This window comes from Pseudolactococcus reticulitermitis (assembly GCF_002260845.1).
Taxonomy (GTDB): Bacteria; Bacillota; Bacilli; order Lactobacillales; family Streptococcaceae; genus Pseudolactococcus; species Pseudolactococcus reticulitermitis.
On the sequence record NZ_BEDT01000001.1, the window covers coordinates 169,616 to 187,816 of the forward strand.

The following is an 18,201-nucleotide window of genomic DNA, read 5'->3' on the forward strand; positions in this document are numbered from 1 at the left end:
CTTCGATTTCACAACGAGAAATCTTGAAACTTGACCTCCGCTTACGCTCCTGCCAAGCAGGGTCATTCGCGAACTTTGTCCGCTCAAAGTCTTTCTTCCTGTTTTACGATGCTGTCAATTTGCTATGAATTTTCTTGCCGATAAATCGAGCGCCGAAATTAAACAAAAGCACAAAGATAATCAGGACTGCACTGGCACCGGCAGAGACGGCTGCACCATCTGGGACAGTGCCTTCACCGTTGACTTTCCAGATGTGGACAGCCAACGTTTCTGCCTGACGGAAAATCGAAATCGGTGAGCTGACTGACATGGGATTCCAGTTTGACCAGTCAAGTGCTGGGGCTGATTGACCTGCTGTATAGATAAGCGCTGCGGCTTCCCCGAAGATACGACCAGATGACAAGACAACGCCTGTGACGATACCTGGCAAGGCTTCTGGTACTATCACGTGTAAAACTGTTTCCCACCGCGACAAGCCCAGAGCTAAGCCCCCCTCACGTTGCGTATGATGCACCGCTTTTAGCGATTCTTCGACATTACGCGTCATCAAAGGCAGGTTAAAGACAGTCAAAGCCAAGGCACCCGAGATAATCGAGAAACCGTAGCCGAACTGAACAACGAAAATCAGGAAACCGAACAAACCAACGACGACTGAAGGGAGTGAACTCAAGATTTCAATCGACGTTCTAACTAAATTAGTTACCCATGAATTTTGGTTGGCATACTCAGATAGATAAATGCCCGCACCAAGTGATAATGGAAATGAAATAATCATCGTAATCACGAGGAGGAAAATACTGTTAAAGAGCTGAATGCCAATCCCACCACCGACTTCATAAGCTTTTGACGGACTTGTCAAGAAATGCCACGAAATGTGTGGCAGGCCACGAACGAGGATATACAGGAGTAACGATGCCAGAATGACAACGATAATACCTGAAATCACATAGAGGACATTCGTTGCCAGTTTATCAACTTTTTTAGGATTCATTATAGGCTTCCTCTCTTCGCAATCGCGCGCATGCCGATATTAAATAATAAAGACATGAGTAATAAAATGAGCGCGAGTGACCATAAAACGTTATTTTGGACAGTGCCCATGATTGTATTGCCGATACCTTGGGTCAAGACAGAAGTCAATGTTGACGCAGGGGATGTCAAACTTGTTGGTAAAATGGCGGCATTACCGACAACCATCTGAATGGCTAAAGCTTCACCAAAAGCTCTCGCCATGCCGAATACGACAGCGGTTAAAATACCAGGTGTTGCTGCACGTAACAGGACACGCCAAATTGTCTGCCACCGTGTCGCACCTAAGCCGAGCGAAGCTTCTTTATAAAAGCTAGGCACAGCTTTCATGGCATCAACGGTCATGGACGTGACGGTCGGTAAAATCATCACAAAGAGGACGAAGATACCAGACAAGAGACCAAAACCAGTCCCACCAAAAACGCCGCGAATGGCAGGTACCACAACGGTCAAGCCGATGAAACCATAGACAACGGACGGAATGCCGACCAATAATTCGATAACCGGTTGCAAGAGTTTCGCACCACGATTAGGTGAAATTTCTGTCATGAAAACCGCTGCACCAATAGCAAATGGTGTCGCCAAAATCGCTGACAAAACGGTCACAATCAGCGATCCTGTAATCATCGGTAGCGCACCAACTAAAGGTTTACCATCAGGGCCAAGCTCTGACGGATTCCAAGTCGTGCCAAACAAGAATTTGAAAGGATTGATTTTGTCGACAAAAAAGGTTGAGAACCCTTTTTGTGCGACAAAGAAGAAAATCATGGCAACGACGAAGACAATCACAGCAATACAACAGAAGGTAATCGTCTTGCCAAACTTCTCGAGTTGGGAATTTTTTGATTTAGAAAGTAATTTTTCTTGAACAGTTTCTTTTTTCATTCGATTTAATTTCTATAATTAAGTGTTGAGACATCTAGATAAGCCATCTCATTTAAGTAGGTTACAGGATTATTTTTGGGTGACATGCCCCTCAGCATCACGTTCAACGTGCATCTGATTCACGGAGATATACCCCATTTTTTGGACAAGATTGCCTTGAACGGCATCAGATAGCATATAATCTAAAAATGCTTTCGTCAGGCTTTGAGGTTGCCCTTTGGTGTACATATGCTCATACGCCCAAATCGGCCAATGGTTATCCGCCACATTAGCCGTTGTTGGATCAAAACCATCAAGTGAAACTTTCGTCACGGATGTATCAATATTTGAAAAAGCAAGATAGCTAATCGCTCCAGGAGTTTGCGCCACGATTGATTTAACCATCCCAGATGAATCCTGTTCCTGAGAATTTTTGGCTTGTTTGCCATCCATAATCCAGCGTTCAAATGTTGAACGTGTGCCAGAACCAGCAGCTCTATTGATTAAGACAATTTTCAAATCCTTACCACCAACTGCTTTCCAGTTCGTGATGTTACCCGTGAAAATTTGACGGAGCTGTTCAGTTGTCAAGGCTTTGATGCCAACTTTTTTATTAACAATCGGTGCAATACCGACAACTGCAACCTTATGATCGACTAATTTTTTAGCATCAATCCCGTCTTTTTCTTCAGCGAATAAATCCGAGTTCCCGATTTGAACAGCACCTGACTGGACTTGTGACAAGCCAGTTCCCGAGCCACCACCTTGGACATTAATAAATTTTCCGGGTTTTTCTTGGGCAAATGTTTCAGCTGCGGACTCAACTAAAGGCTGTAAGGCACTCGATCCTACAGCCGTTATTGATTCACCTTTGTCTATCCACTTGGCACAACCTGATAATGTCGCAAGGACTACCATGGCTGAGGCCAAAAGCACTATCTTTCTCCTCATAACTCCTCCAAATCGTTCAATACTTCTATTTTAACATTTATGCCACGGATAAATGTAAATTTTGTGTAAAAATTTGGGAGAGTAAACTATGTACCACAAATTTGACAGGTCAAATTTGCTTTGTTAATCCATGATTGATTAGTAAGATTGAACGATTTGAAGTGTTAATCTGTGGTTTTACTTGATATTGCCTTCTTGATCGCGAGTGACTTTCATCTCTTCAACAGAAAGGTAACCTAATTTTTCAAGGAGTGTTTTGTTTTTGGTCACAGTAGTGATGAATTTTTCTTGACCATCTGTTGTGTTGCCTTTTTCTGTATACATATGCTCGTAAGACCAGATTTTCCAGTCGTTTGTTGCAACATTTTTTTCAGTTGGCTTCACGCCGTCAAGTTCAAGTGCTTTAACGGTGTCTTTGATATTTGAGAAAGCCACATAGCTAATCGCACCTGGTGTTTGTGAGACCATTTGAACGACTGCACCTGATGAATCTTGTTCGCTTGCTTTGACAACCTTGGCATTATCCAGACCATACTTTTCGAAGTTGAAACGTGTCCCTGAACCTTCTGCACGGTTAATCACTGTAATTGCCTGATCTTGCCCGCCAACTTCTTTCCAGTTGGTCACTTTGCCAGTGAAGATGTCTTTCAGCTGTGCTGATGTCAAGCCGTCAACTTTAATATCTTTATTGACAATCGGTGCAAAGCCAACGACTGCGACTTTATGATCTTTCACTTTTTCTGCTAAACTGGCATCTTTTTCTTCTGCGAAAAGGTCAGAATTCCCAATCTGAATTGCGCCACTTGACACTTGTGACAAGCCTAAACCTGAGCCACCACCTTGAACAGTGATTTGCAAATTAGTGTTCTCTTGTATAAAGCTTTCAACATTGGCTTCGACCAACGGTTGTAAGGCAGTTGAGCCTGCGACCGTGATTTTTTCTGCCTTAGCTGTTGAAGATGAAGATGTGCCAGAAGATTTTTGTCCGCAAGCTGCGAGTGCTAAAAGTGATACGGCTGCTGCTGCGATCAAAACTGATTTTTTCATGATTTTTCCCTTTACAAGACCAACGTCCACTAAAAATCAGAAGCGTTTTTAGTGTTTGTCATTTTTTGATTTATTGTAGGCACCATTGCCTTACAAAATTATTATACCGCTGAACTCTTAAATCTTGTGTAAAAGTTCCGACGATTTTTTGTAAAAAATAGGTAAAAGAATGGTAAAAGGACGCTTTATCCGCGTCCTTTTTAATTAGCTTCACGTCTATTTTTTGGCCAATTCAGGATAGACGGCTTTGGCAAATGCTTCAAATCCAGCAAGGGATTGATAGCTGTAACCAAACATATAGTTATAATTCAAAATATAAACTTTTTTATTTTGAATGGCCCTTAAGTTTGATACCTTGTCATTGCTATAGAGGCTTTTAACCATCTTCTCAGCATTATTTGTCTCGTCCCATTTTGGAATGATAATCATATCTGGATCAGTTTCGATGATTTTTTCGATACTAACTGTTCCTGTTGGGACATCGTAAGCTTGTTTGAGTTTCAGCATTTTAAACAAGCTCACTGAAAAGGTGTCACCCGTTAATGAATAGCCACTGATGTCCCCAGGATCATTGGAATGGATATAGGCAAAAGTCTGCGTTTTCTTGACATCTTTCAGACTGTCTTTCAGCGCTGCTTCACGCGCTTTTAACTCAGTCTTAAACTTGTCTGCAACAGGTTTGACATTAAAAATCTTCCCGAGATTGTCAATATCGCCATAAATGGAGTTAAAGGTGCCACCTTTGATTGAAGTTTTCATGATATACGTCGGGATATGCATCTCATTTAAGGACTCAACTGTCCCAACGCCCCACTCTGATTTTTCAAATAAATTCCCACGACCAAAGACCATGTCAGGGGCAACAGACAAAGCTGTTTCCTGTGGAATATAGGTAGTGCCTAAATTTTTAAGCTTGTTAAACTCTGCTTCAACACTCGCATCTTTCTCGCCAAAGACAGCACCGACCCCAGCGATTGATGTTTCAAGTCCGAGATGCAGTAAAAGTTCTGCCATCGGGCGGGTATTGGCCAACACTTTTTTAGGTGCATGGGTGAACGTTTGCGTGCTTTCAGGCCAAGTTGGCTCTGATTTGGAATCACTGCCAACGCCTTTTTTGTAGTTCTTAATCGTCAGTGGATAAGTCGTTTCACCCGACTGGTTTGATGCTGTTGCTGACTTTTCTACTGGCTTTTGACCACAGGCAGCTAATGCTAAAGCTGACAAGCCTAAAATGGTTGCGATTATAATTTTTTTCATTTTCTTTCCCTTATACTAACGCTATATTATATTGAATAATGAAATCCCAGTTGCTGCGTAATCGGATTTTGATAAATTTGACACTTGACCTGATAAATCTCAGCGATTAACTCCTCTGTCAAGACCGCCTCAGGCGTCCCTTGCGCGATGACTTCCCCATTTTTCAGCGCATAGATGTAATCACAATAAGATGCTGTCAGCTCCAAATCATGCAGGGCAACAAAGGTCGTGATGTCGAGATCTTTAACCGCCGTCAAAATCTCCAACTGATAGCGAATATCCAGATGGTTGGTCGGCTCGTCCAAAATCATGACTTTCGGCTCTTGAGCAATGGTTCTGGCTAGAATCACCCGCTGTTTTTCGCCACCAGACAAGGAGAGGTAACTCCTGTCCTTATCATGCATCAGATTCGTTCTGAGCAGCGCTTCCTGAACGCGTTGAAAATCGTAAAGATTATCAGCTTCCATCATCTTTTTATGCGGTGTTCTGCCTAACAGAACCATCTGCTCGACTGTCAAATCAAAATTCAGTTCATTAAACTGACCAACAACACCTAGATGTTTCGCCACCTTTTTATTCGGCGAGGTCAAAACATCGATGTCATCGATATAAATCGTCCCTTTTTTGGGAGCGATACTCTTATAAATACTTCTTAATAACGTCGATTTGCCTGACCCATTGGCACCAATCAGACCAACCGTTTTTTGAGCTGGTACTTCTAAGGAAACCTGACGCACAATCGACTGATGTGCCACTTCTATCTCAAGATTTTGAATGGATAATTTCATCTTTAGCCCCCAAAACTGTACCCTTTTTTGATGATAATGTAGATAAATAAGGGTGCGCCAATCATCGCTGTGATAATCCCAATCGGGAGTTCCACATTATGGATTAAAATCCGAGAAATTAAGTCCGCCCAAATCATGAATAAAGCACCACAGACAGCTGTCAAGGGGAGCGTCACCTTGTGGTCACTCCCGAACAACCCACGAACAATATGCGGCACGATGAGACCGACAAAGCCAATCATACCTGAATTGGCGACGATGAGCCCTGTTGTCAACGAGGTCATCGCCATGTAGAGTCGGCGATATCTGCTGAGTGACACGCCGAGTGTCACCGCTGCTTCATCCCCCAAAAGCATGACATTTAATAGCCTTGACTGCGTTAAAAAGAAGCCAAAAACGAGTAAAACGGGCACAATCAGCATGCCTAGTTTAGACCAAGTGGCTGATGCCAAACTCCCCATCAGCCAAAACTGAATCGTTTTGATTCCTTCTGAATTGCCAGCCAGATAAACGATGAGGTTCGAAACAGAACCAAATAAGCTACTGATGACTGAGCCTGATAAAATCAGCTTGACACTGGTCATCCGACCACCGATATTTGACAACATCAAGACCGATAAGGTCGCAATCATAGCGCCCGCAAAAGCACCTAAGCCAATGCCAAACTGAGATAAAAACGAACCTGAGCCAAAGCCAATCAAAATAGCAAAAGTTGCCCCTAAAGATGACCCTGATGAAATCCCTAAGATATAAGGATCAGCCAGCGGATTTTGAACGACAGCTTGCATGACCGTGCCACAAAGCGCTAAACCTAAGCCTACAAAAATCGCCAGTAAAATCCTGGGCATCCGGATGAACCAGATAATATTAACAGATGAAACTGGTAAGTCCTTAATCTCGCCAATCGTACCTTGACTCATCTTGTTGACCAAAATACGCCCCACATCCCAAAAGGAAATATCAGCCTGACCATTGCTGACCGAAACGATAACAGATAGAGTAATCATCATCAGAAAAAGTCCAACCCACACAAGCATCGGGGTCTGCCGTTTCCTGTTGCTAGTAAGCATGTGTTCCCCCTTTATATACAAAACGTCAAGCCAACTTCTACTGAAGTTCACGACTAAGTCGCATCGCTTTTTTCGTATTATTATTTTTGTAACTATTTCAGTATAGCCGACTTTCGATAAAATGTAAATACTTTTTTACATTTGGTGTCAGACTATTTTGTCAATTCTAGGTATTTACTAACAAAAAAGAAACTGGGACAAACTGTAAAAAATAGATAAATCGCATGAAATTCGTTTTAAAAACGTTGATTTCATGCGGTTTATCTATTTTATAGTTAGCTAAATTCTGCTAATTTTTGACTTTTATTGGCACATTCTAATTTAAAACATCAGAGTTCAACTTTTTCTCGTGTTCCCCAACCAGTCTGCTTATGCGTAAAATAGCCAATCAGACGAATTGTTCTTAAGACAAAGAAATTCCAAACCATCGCTAAAGGGAAAAGTGCAAAAATCTTAAACTTCTGCTTGACCCCCATATCTTCCCGGTGAATCGCAAAATAAGAAAGCGATAATACCATATTAAGTATCAAAGGGATGACAAGCATAAAGAGTAACGTCAAAAGTGTCCCTTGTGTCACAAAGAAAATGATAATTTGCAAACTCAGAACAGTTGTGATTGCAAATGTCAACCATGTCAAAAGTTGGCGCCAGAAAACAAAACTCGTCAAGTTGAAAAATGCAATTCTCCAAAATCCTCGAATAAAACTTCCTCTCATCCACCGAAGTTGCTGTCTCAATAAATGGCTAAATTTATTTGGGAAGTCTGTATAGCCAACTGATGAAAATTGTGCGACACAGCGCCCTAACATCAAGCCACAAGCAGTTAAAAAACTATCATCGGAAAACTCAATCCGTTGTCCTCTGAATGTCTCACTTGTGAATTTCATTTCTTTTGCAAGATTAAAAACTGCCATCCGATAAAAAGCAATCGGTCCATTATTGACAGGAACACTGCCAAAAAAGCTCGCCGTAGCACGTTCAATCAATTGTTGGTGACCCACAAGTATCAATTCCATTATACCGGTCATCAGGTTATCACTCATATTTCTACCAGCAATAACACCTGCTACTGAATAAACTTGTGCATCTTGAAAAGGAATCACGCCTTCGGCGATAGCATATTTATCAAGTGTTGTATCGGAATCAATCGTAAAGATAATATTTTCTGGACTTTCTTCAAGTTCTAAATAATCATAGGCTTTTATCAAAGAAGCGCGTTTACCACTATTTTCTTGATTAATTAACTTGAAGACAACACCTTTTTGTCGAAAAAGTCTTTCAAATCTCTCAGCTAATTGATTATAGTTAAATAATGTACTCCCATCATTGACCAAAACAACTGAATTCGGTAGCATTTCTTGTTGTAGAAGTGAGTCAAAAGTCTTTTCTAAATTCTCTACTGGTTCATTATAAGCTGGAATCAAAGCATGAACTTTCAGATTGACTTGATTTCCCTCTTTTGAAACATAAGGCGTGTAAAACAAAGAAATTAAAAAATGGAAAATGGCTAAACCACCACAAAGTACAAAGAAAGGAATCAAATTGACTAAAGCATGGCTGCTAGATATTGCAACCCGATGATAAATATAAGCAGTAATAAGTGAGCATGTCAATATAAATAAAAATGCCAAAGTTAAACCATGACGATGAAAATGATGATGCTTTTGACTCGTCGATACTGTACTTCCCCAGTGACCCAAAACATATTTTCGCTTATGAAAATTACAGTGACGCGATTTAGCAATCTGCTTTAATTCAGGTTTAAACCGAAAATGTACAATTAAACTGATAAGCACAACTAAAACTGCTACCAATAATGGCAATTTCCCTGAAAGCATCAAGTCAACAATATTCTCATGGAAAAAGTGATTGATTTCTTGATAAGTCGTATGTCCCAAAATAATAACAGGTAAACTAAATACCGATATAACTACCAAAAACTCCAATACAATCATAAGTGATTTTTTCAAACTTTCTCTCCCCCTAATCTCTCACAAAAACATCGTGCGTATGCACCTTATGTGCGACATCGCACAGACTTTCATCCCAACGATTGGCGACGATAATATCAGCCACTTTTTTAAAGGCTTCTAAACTATGCACAAGTTGATTTTCCTTAAAATGTGGGACGCTCAAAGTTGGTTCGTAAATAACAATTTCAACACCTTTAGATTTTAGTCTCGCCATCACATCCTGAATCGCACTGTACCTAAAATTGTCACTACCATGTTTCATGGTTAAACGGTAAATGCCTACTACCTTAGGATTTTTTGCCATGATATTATCAGCAACAAAGTCTTTTCGAACATCATTGGAGGCAACGATTGCTGAAATCAAGCGTTCCGGTACTTGATGATAGTTTTGTTTCAATTGCTTAGTATCCTTGGGCAGACAGTAACCGCCATAGCCAAAACTTGGATTATTATAGTGAGAACCAATCCGTTCATCCATTCCCATTGCTTCAATGATTTGCTTCGATTTTAGACCATTTATCTGAGCAAAAGTATCCAATTCATTGAAATAAGCGACACGGAGGGCTAGATAGGTATTGGAAAATAACTTGACTGCTTCCGCCTCTGTTTCGCCAGTATAGAGCACAGATACGTCCTTATCCCAAGTATTTCGCAAAAACATATCACCGATTTCTCTTGCGGCATTACTGGTATCGCCAATGACAATCCGAGAAGGATATAAATTATCATACAGTGCTGTTCCTTCGCGCAAAAACTCAGGACAAAAAATAATCGTTTGAACGCTTGGATACTTTTCTTTTAAGTTTGCAACATAGCCGATTGGAATCGTTGATTTGATGATAAATTTGGCATCAGCTTTGAGCTGAATGGCTTTTTCTATCACCGCCTCAATGGTTGACGTATCAAAGTAACCCGTTTCTTCGTCATAATCGGTCGGTGTGGCAATTAATAGATAATCACCCCATAAAACCGTTCGCTCAAAATCTGTCGTATAGACCACATTTGAACGCTTTTCTTTAATAAATGTTTCAATGTAATCATCTACTAAAGGGGAGTGGTCATCATTTAACAAACTAATTTTATGGGCATCAATATCATAGCTAATCACCTCTTCATGCTGCCCTAACAATAATGAATTGGCCAGTCCAACATACCCTAGCCCAAATACTGATATTCGCATTTTTGCTCTCATTCTCCCAGTCTTTTTTCATAATTTCCTCATCTGTTGTTCTATTTCTTTTACATGTATACAAAAATACAGAACATTCATTATTATAATATATTTCAAACAACTTAGTTCCTCTATTTTCACCCTGAATTAAGTAAAAATAAAGAATCTACAAACATTATCTACCCTCTTGACTCTAAAAATATTAGTTTTAATATAATTGTTTGTTTTGGAAATAATAGTTTGTAAATTTTTTACTTGTTCATCTGAGATATCACTATCTTGAGATAAGTTCAAAATAAATTGATTATTTTGAACAATCACATCCTTGTCTAGTTTTTTTCATTTTCTGAATTGGGAATGTCTCCCTTATATTATGCCCCCCTAATACTGAAGCGGACACACTGCTAATAAGAGTAATCACGGTACCTAAAGTAATGAAAATAAGTAAAATATTTACTTGATTACTACAAATGTAAGAGAAAGAAAATGTTTATAGTCAGGAAATAAGTTGATTGGTCTCTTGCCATCGTCATGGCATTTTTTATTTCAAGGTTCTTAAAAACATCCCTCTATCTTACAGCTTCATTTTAACATGTCAAAAACATAAGCTTCAAGTTTTGATACATGACATGGTGTCACTTTTCGATACTTATAAATATTGAATTAATAGGAAGTTTTATCCTAATAATAGGGAAATTGGAGGACATGTTGTCTCTTTTTTAGATAGAAAAAAAGCTTTCATAAACTACTGTAAAGGCTTTCAAAAAGCACTCTGAATTTTAACCTTTTCTAAATTTTTTCCGTACTCTAATGATAGTGTAATCTCTATCATTTAAAAGACAAAAAAACGCATTTGAACTAGTCTTCAAATACGTTTTTCTTCTTGACTCAACGGTTAAAAGCTTTCAATTGCTTCGCAATATCACGATTTTGTTCTTTACGCTTAATCGTTTCACGTTTATCGTAATTCTTCTTACCTTTGGCAAGTCCCATCAAAACTTTGGCAAAACCATCTTTGATGTAGACACGTAAAGGGACAAAACTCATGCCGGCCTGTGAAATTTCAGCTTCAATTTTAGCGATTTGCTTTTTATGCAGTAACAGTTTGCGACTGCGCGTCGGGTCAACATTCCATATATTACCTTCGTCGAAAGGTGAAATGTGAACATTACTCAGCCAAACTTCGCCATTTCGCACACGGGCAAAACCATCTCTAATATTAATCCGAGCTTGTCTGACTGACTTGATTTCTGTGCCGGTCAGCACGATCCCCGCCTCAAATGTTTCGGTAATCTCATAGTCATAATGCGCCTTTTTATTTTGGGCGACCACATTATCCTTGACTTTATCTTTTGCCATTTACACACGACCTCCTATTTTTTTCTAGCAGGTTTGCCGCCTTTTTTATGAAAAGGTTTCTTGTCTTTATCTTTATTTTTCTTCCAGTCGGGGCGTTTATCACGGGAATCACGTCCGCCATGGCTCTCTCTACTGCGCTTTTCAACCGCTTCAACGACGTCTAAATCGCTGTCGACATGTTCAAAGTCGATGTCGCCAGTGACTTTATCAGCTTTCACTAACTTGACTTTAACCGGCTGTCCCATGCGGAACACCTTGCCGGTGCGCTCGCCTTTAAGAGTCAAATCGCGCTCGTTGAAGTTGTAAAAATCATCGCCCAGCGTTGACATGTGGACCAAGCCCTCGATGGTATTTGGGAGCGAGACGAAGAAACCGAAGCGGGTTACAGATGAGATTGTCACGTCGTACTCAGTGTCGACATAACTTGCCATGTACTCTGCTTTTTTCATGGCCTCGACGGCACGTTCCGCATCGATGGCTCGGCGTTCGCGAGACGATGTGAGCTGAGCAATTTCAGGGATAATTGCTTCGAAATGCTCGATAACTTCCGTCGTCGGGTGGCTTTCAGCACGAATCAAGCGATGCACCAGTAAATCTGGGTAACGGCGAATCGGTGATGTGAAATGCGTGTAGTACTCCGCAGCCAGACCGAAATGTCCGAGGTTATCTTCATCATAACGGGCTTGTTGCATGGAGCGTAAGAGCATGGTTGACAGCACCATTTCACCCGGTTGATCCTTGATTTTCAGCATGAAATCTTGCAAGTCTTTTGACTGCATGTTTTCAGGTGTGCCTTTCAAAGGAATACCAAAAACTGAGGCGAAATCAATAAAACGGGTTAATTTATCGGCTTTGGGATGCTCATGCACCCGATAGATAAATGGCAGTTCACGTGTCGCAAAGCTACGCGCAACCGTTTCATTGGCAATCAGCATGAAGGACTCAATCATCATCTCAGCTATCCCACGTTTGCGGACTTGAATCTCGATGGGTTTACCGAGTTTATCAACGATGATTTTCGCTTCTTGGGTTTCAAAGTCGATTGACCCACGACGCGCACGCATGGCTAGCAAAATGGCATGAAGTTTCGCCATTTGTTCAACTGATGCTGCAATCGCCGCAAATTTTTCTAGATATTCTTGATTGCCAGCCAGCATTTCATTGACATCCGAGTAGGTCATGCGTTCCGTTGTTTTAATCACAGACTGAGAAATTTGGTAGTTGACAACATAGCCGTCAGGGTTAATTTCCATGACACATGACTGCGTGAAGCGATTCACACGAGGATTCAGTGAACAGATGCCATTTGACAAGCGTTCAGGCAGCATCGGAACAACGCGGTCTGTCACGTAAGTCGACGTCCCACGGTTGAGAGCTTCACGGTCAAGGGCAGAGCCTTCGGTCACATAGTAGCTGACATCGGCGATATGCACGCCAAGCTCAATGTTACCGTTATCTAGTGCTTTGATATGGACAGCATCGTCAAGGTCTTTGGCATCTGCACCGTCAATGGTAAAGGCGATTTCGTTACGGTAATCGACACGACCGATGATGTCTTTTTCTTCGATTTCATCTGGCACAGCGTTGGCTTCAGCGAGGACGTCTTCTGGGAATGGCGATGGAATCCCCATTGATTCCAAGACTTCTAGGACGTCAATCCCTGTATCCGTTGCTTTACCGATAATCTCAGTGACAAGACCTTGGAGGACTTCTGGAAAATCACGGTCAGGATAATGGGTAACATCGACACGGACAATATCGCCAACTTCTGGGTGCAAGCCTTTTTTAGAAATATTGGTTCTAAAGGGAATTTTCTTATTCTTATTGATAACGTAGCCTAAAAGCGAGCCGCTATTTTTTTTCTCATCTTCATCAAAAGCATAAAACTCACCGACGAGACTTGTCACCGCGCGAGATTTGATGGCAACGACTTTCCCTTCAGCCTCATTGCCTTTGAGGGGATTCGCTGGCGACGTAATTTTGACCTCGACAACATCTTCATTCATGGCAAATTTGGTATTGCCACGTTTGACAAAGACATCAGGTTCATTTTCGCCAATTCTGACGAAACCAAAACCACGTGGGTTGGCAGAGAAAGTGCCTTCTAGGACTTCTGCTTCTGGCTGCGGGAGGGCAAGATTGCCACCAGCTGTTACTTCAATGGCTTTGCTTTCTTCTAATTGGGCAATTGTTTTGATCAAATGCTTATAATCGCTAGCATCATCAGCCATTCCTAGATTGCTGGCTAACATTTTTGGTGAGATTGATTTTGATGGCATATTTGCCAAAAAATCCGTTATTTTTTTACTTAATTTCATATCTTCTTTCTATGTTTTTAAAGATGTGGCCTATCACAACACAAAAAGCCGAGAGTTTATCCCAGCCTTTCTTTCGGGTCACCGATTACTTTACTGCTCAACCCGTCATTATCTGGTAGATAAAACAACTAGTGCAAAACCGACAAGCAGCCAAAGTCCAATCATCACACCAGTAAAGCGTTGCATCACGGCTTCAAAACCACGTGCTTTACGGCGTTCAAACAATTCATCGCCACCACCTGTAAAGGCACTCGCAGCACTGTCTTGTTTAGAGGGTTGAATCATAATTGACACAATCAAAATTGCTGACAATATAAGTAAGACTGCAATTAATATATCGTAAATAACTTTTATCATCTTCTCCGACTTTCTTCTTACAACATTTAGTTATTTCTATATGCTAGAAATAGCCATTATGTAACTATTATAACATAAAAAACATATCTTTGCTCAAAATAAAAAAAGAACTTCTCAATTCTTTTTCATTTTAAGCATTTTCAGTAATATATTTATAAACGCCTTGACCAGCAAGTGCACCTTCACCGACTGCTGTCGTGATTTGACGGAGGTCTTTTTGGCGAACATCTCCGACTGCGAAAATACCTGGCACTTTCGTTTGCATGCCTTGATCCGTAATAATCCAGCCAATCTCATCCGTAATCCCAAGATTTTTGACCGTCTCTGTCATCGGATCAATGCCGATATAGACAAAGAGACCACCAAATGCTTTTTCTGTTAGCTCACCCGTCTTGAGATTTTTAATCCGAACGCCTGTAATCTTCATGTCATTGCCCAAAACTTCCTCAACGGCGGAATCCCAGATAAATGAAATTTTATCATTTGAAAAAGCACGTTCTTGGATGATTTTTTGAGCGCGGAGTTCATCACGACGGTGTAAAATGGTCACAGAGCTACCGAAACGTGTGAGAAAGAGCGCTTCTTCAACAGCTGAATCGCCACCGCCGACAACCAAGATCTCTTGATTACGGAAGAAAGCCCCATCACAAACCGCACAGTAAGAGACACCACGTGCACCATACGCTTCTTCGCCGGGGACATTGAGATGTCGATGTTGCGCTCCTGTCGCAATAATCACGGTTTTAGCCTCGAAAACGTCATCTTCCGTGATAACTTGCTTGATACCGTCAGCATTGACCGTCACATTTTGGACAATGCCGTAAGCATTTTCGACGCCAAGTCCTTCAAGCGGTTCATACATTTTCATCGATAATTCAGGCCCCATGATGGTTTCATAGCCTGGGTAATTTTCAATTTCAGCAGTATTGTTCATTTGGCCACCGGGCGCGCCACGTTCAAGCAGTAATACTTTGAGTTCACTACGTGCTGCATACATCGCTGCGGTCATGCCACCAGGCCCAGCACCGATGACAACTGTATCATATAAAGTCATGTTTCCCTCCCCTTTTTTGATATGCCTTAAATCATTAGCTCAAGAATATCATAGTAATTATATTCTATATTTCTAGCCTTGAATATGCAAGTATATGGCATTATAAAATTGTCAAAATAACCACTCATCTCGACTTCAAGATAATCAAGACTGCCAAAACAGCAAAGCTCAAAATTGGAATGGTTAAAATATCAATCAACAAAACGTCAAAAATTTTATTTTGGCGAACATTGATGGGCTTATCATAATTCCGTGAAATGGTGCCTAACATATAGAGACCACTGACAATTAAGACAAGGACTGCTGAAATAAATAAAGATTTAAGATAAATAGCTAAAATAGCTTGCATTAGAGAAAACTCCCCGTTTCGAAATTTTTAGTGTGACGTGCGAGAAAAGCTTTTGTTCTTGGATGTTTGGGTGCATAAAAAACGTCTTCTGGTCTGCCAGATTCGATGATTTTCCCCTGTTCTAAAAAAATCACCTTGGTCGCCACATAATAGACAAAATCCATCTCATGGCTGACAATAATCATCGTTTGACCTGATTTTGCAGCTTGAATAATGGACGCTTGAACTTCACTGACTAGCTCTGGGTCAAGCGCTGATGTCGGCTCATCTAGGAGCAATAGTTCTGGTTTCATGGCAAGTGCTCTCGCAATACCAACCCGTTGTTTTTGACCACCCGATAAAAATTTCGGATAATAATCGACACGATCTGACAGCCCAACATCGGCTAATGCTTGCGTGGCTTGTGCCAGTGCGGTTGCCTTATCCAGTTTTTTAACTTGAATTAAGCCTTCCATGACATTTTCAAGTGCTGTCCGACGTTCAAATAGATTGAATTGTTGAAAAACCATGGCTGTTTGACGACGCAGACTCAGAATATCAGCTTGACTGATGGTCGCAAAATCGAGATGCAGGTTACCAATATCGACCTGACCTGAATCGGGTGCTTCCAGATAATTAATTGACCGCAAAAATGTCGATTTTCCTGCACCAGATGCCCCAATCAGCGCAATCACATCACCGGGCTCAATGTCTAATGACACATCATCCAAAACGACAGTGTCACCAAATTTTTTAGATAGATTTGAAAGTTTGATGGTCATGCGACATCTCCTCCGCCATTGCCCACCGTGCCTTGATCAAAAGGATTTCCTGTCGGGATGAAACGGCGTTTATTTTTGTGTTTTGCTGTAATCTGTAAGTTGCGTTCCAAAAGTCGAATCAAGTTTTCAAAGACAAGGTTAATCGCCCAATAGACGAGCGCCACAGCGAGATAGCTTTCAAAAACGCGGAAGTTACTGCCGCCGATGATTTTAGCTTCGGCTGTCATCTCAATAACACCCGCAACAAAGGCAAGTGATGTGCCTTTGAGCAAGCCCATGAGCGCATTGCCAAGCGGTGCGACAGCAACAGTCGCTGCTTCAGGCAGGGTCACACGCTTAAAGACTTGAAAATTAGTCATGCCAAGTGATTTGGCTGCCTCAATCTGCCCGACATCAACAGACTCAATCGCTGACCGAATGGTTTCAGAATTATAAGCCGCTTCATTAAAAGCGAAGGTTAAAATGACAAAAAGCATCGGCGAAATATCATTGATATTATAAGCCGTGCCGTAATTGAGGTTAATCGCTTTGAGAATCAAAGGAATACCAGTATAAGTCAATAAAAGTTGCACATAAATCGGCGTCCCGCGAATAAAGCTGACGACGAGCGCCCGAATTTGATCTAAAACGGGGATGCGATTAAGTTTGATTAAGGCTAAGAGCAAACCTAAAACAAGACCTAGCGCCATGGCAATCAAGGTAATAATAAAGGACGTTGGCACGCGACTGATGATTGGGCTAAAAGCACTAACAAAAGCGTCCCAGTTAAAAATCTTGTCAAAAAACATGCGCCAAAACTCAGCGAACGTGTACTGTCCCTTGACTGTAACACTAATCATCAAAATCGCTAAGACAAGAATTGCCAATATCCCGAGGGCTATTTTACTTGCTTTTTTCATGGTGTATCAAAACTTTCTATCGGTTGCTCACCTGATAATGAGGCTGACTGCTGCTAAATTTCAGGTTACTTGTCAGCATCAGCTGACGGCACAAAATCTCCGCCGAAATATTTTTCTGATAACTCCTTGAGTGTACCATTTGCCTGTAGCTTTTTCAAGACCTTGTCAACCTTCGTTTGCAGTTCCTTGCCTTGTGCATCCTTGGTAAATAAGAAATACTCCAAGCCATCGTGAGGATCTGTCGTTTCAGAGGCGATATTGACCACTTTCAAATCGGCCAATCCCTTGTCCTTGATAATCGTTTTAAGCGAAATGGCATCATACAATAGGAAATCGATTTTTCCTGAGTCGACATCTGCTAACCGACTAGCCGTTGGATAACTTCCATCGATATAGTTGAGTTTAACTTGTTGCTTCGGATTGGCTTCATTGTATTTTGACAAAATGTTCGTAAAATTAGCAGACGGCAGGACTTCTGTCGATTTTCCAGCCAAGTCAGCCAAGGTTTTGACTTTGACATCAGATTTCACCGCAACCGCATTATTCGATTTAGACAAAGGTGCTGAGAAGTAATATTTTTCAGCGCGCTCCTCACGCCAACCGATATCATTCGCCGCAAACTGGTAGCGACCTGAATCTACTCCTGCAATCACACTATCAAAATCTGTTATTTCTACCTTGAGTTTATATTCTGGTAATTCCTTGAAAACCGCACGCGCCACTTCAATATCATAGCCAGTCGCTTGATCATTTTCAGAGTAAGTGAAAGGTTTCGTATCTGCATCGGTCGCGACAGTTATCGTCGTGACTTTATCGTTTTTAGAGGCATCAGATGTCGCATTTGACGACGATTTCCCGCAAGCGACTAAAGCCACTGCTGCACCTAAAATTAAACCTGATAGTATCATTTTTTTATATGTTTTCATCAAAAAATCCCCTTTTTTCTATTATCTA

At 41.1% G+C, this 18,201-nt stretch carries 17 protein-coding genes; all 17 read right to left on the reverse strand.

What is annotated here, in order from left to right:
* Positions 1–103: 103 nt before the first annotated feature.
* Complete coding sequence (pstA, locus tag RsY01_RS00760; protein WP_094783659.1) at positions 104–991, reverse strand: phosphate ABC transporter permease PstA; 888 nt, start codon at positions 989–991, stop codon at positions 104–106.
* Positions 991–1,914: a phosphate ABC transporter permease subunit PstC gene (gene pstC, locus RsY01_RS00765; RefSeq protein WP_094783660.1), complete on the reverse strand. Its 924-nt coding sequence runs from the start codon at positions 1,912–1,914 to the stop codon at positions 991–993. The genes pstA and pstC overlap by 1 nt, the downstream gene beginning before the upstream one ends.
* A gap of 69 nt (positions 1,915–1,983) precedes the next feature.
* Positions 1,984–2,844 carry a phosphate ABC transporter substrate-binding protein PstS family protein gene (locus tag RsY01_RS00770; RefSeq protein ID WP_094783661.1) on the reverse strand — a complete coding sequence of 287 codons (861 nt, stop codon included), beginning with the start codon at positions 2,842–2,844 and terminating at the stop codon, positions 1,984–1,986.
* Between the two features lie 177 nt (positions 2,845–3,021).
* Positions 3,022–3,891: a phosphate ABC transporter substrate-binding protein gene (locus tag RsY01_RS00775; RefSeq protein ID WP_094783662.1), complete on the reverse strand. Its 870-nt coding sequence runs from the start codon at positions 3,889–3,891 to the stop codon at positions 3,022–3,024.
* Positions 3,892–4,107: 216 nt separating this feature from the next.
* A complete protein-coding gene (locus tag RsY01_RS00780) occupies positions 4,108–5,148 on the reverse strand; it encodes an ABC transporter substrate-binding protein (RefSeq protein WP_094783663.1) in 1,041 nt (346 codons plus the stop codon).
* A gap of 26 nt (positions 5,149–5,174) precedes the next feature.
* The gene (locus tag RsY01_RS00785) at positions 5,175–5,936 is read right to left on the reverse strand and encodes an ABC transporter ATP-binding protein (protein ID WP_094783664.1); all 762 of its coding nucleotides are present in this window, start codon (positions 5,934–5,936) and stop codon (positions 5,175–5,177) included.
* Positions 5,937–5,938: 2 nt separating this feature from the next.
* A complete protein-coding gene (locus tag RsY01_RS00790) occupies positions 5,939–6,946 on the reverse strand; it encodes a FecCD family ABC transporter permease (protein ID WP_432205761.1) in 1,008 nt (335 codons plus the stop codon).
* A gap of 389 nt (positions 6,947–7,335) precedes the next feature.
* A complete protein-coding gene (locus tag RsY01_RS00795) occupies positions 7,336–8,976 on the reverse strand; it encodes a glycosyltransferase (protein WP_094783666.1) in 1,641 nt (546 codons plus the stop codon).
* A gap of 13 nt (positions 8,977–8,989) precedes the next feature.
* Positions 8,990–10,159 (reverse strand): nucleotide sugar dehydrogenase, encoded by a 1,170-nt coding sequence (locus tag RsY01_RS00800; protein WP_094783667.1) that lies wholly within the window; start codon positions 10,157–10,159, stop codon positions 8,990–8,992.
* 879 nt (positions 10,160–11,038) lie between these two features.
* The gene (gene smpB / locus RsY01_RS00805; RefSeq protein WP_061774454.1) at positions 11,039–11,509 is read right to left on the reverse strand and encodes an SsrA-binding protein SmpB; all 471 of its coding nucleotides are present in this window, start codon (positions 11,507–11,509) and stop codon (positions 11,039–11,041) included.
* A gap of 14 nt (positions 11,510–11,523) precedes the next feature.
* The gene (gene rnr / locus RsY01_RS00810; RefSeq protein ID WP_094783668.1) at positions 11,524–13,827 is read right to left on the reverse strand and encodes a ribonuclease R; all 2,304 of its coding nucleotides are present in this window, start codon (positions 13,825–13,827) and stop codon (positions 11,524–11,526) included.
* 108 nt (positions 13,828–13,935) lie between these two features.
* A complete protein-coding gene (gene secG / locus RsY01_RS00815; protein ID WP_094783669.1) occupies positions 13,936–14,184 on the reverse strand; it encodes a preprotein translocase subunit SecG in 249 nt (82 codons plus the stop codon).
* 130 nt (positions 14,185–14,314) lie between these two features.
* A complete protein-coding gene (trxB, locus tag RsY01_RS00820) occupies positions 14,315–15,238 on the reverse strand; it encodes a thioredoxin-disulfide reductase (protein ID WP_094783670.1) in 924 nt (307 codons plus the stop codon).
* A gap of 124 nt (positions 15,239–15,362) precedes the next feature.
* Positions 15,363–15,587: a DUF4059 family protein gene (locus RsY01_RS00825; RefSeq protein ID WP_094783671.1), complete on the reverse strand. Its 225-nt coding sequence runs from the start codon at positions 15,585–15,587 to the stop codon at positions 15,363–15,365.
* Positions 15,587–16,348, reverse strand: a complete 762-nt coding sequence (locus RsY01_RS00830) for an amino acid ABC transporter ATP-binding protein (protein ID WP_094783672.1) — start codon at positions 16,346–16,348, stop codon at positions 15,587–15,589. The genes RsY01_RS00825 and RsY01_RS00830 overlap by 1 nt, the downstream gene beginning before the upstream one ends.
* Positions 16,345–17,187: an amino acid ABC transporter permease gene (locus RsY01_RS00835; RefSeq protein ID WP_238594938.1), complete on the reverse strand. Its 843-nt coding sequence runs from the start codon at positions 17,185–17,187 to the stop codon at positions 16,345–16,347. Before RsY01_RS00835 ends, RsY01_RS00830 begins: the two co-directional genes overlap by 4 nt.
* Positions 17,188–17,312: 125 nt before the next feature.
* Positions 17,313–18,173, reverse strand: a complete 861-nt coding sequence (locus RsY01_RS00840; protein ID WP_094783674.1) for a transporter substrate-binding domain-containing protein — start codon at positions 18,171–18,173, stop codon at positions 17,313–17,315.
* Positions 18,174–18,201: the final 28 nt, after the last annotated feature.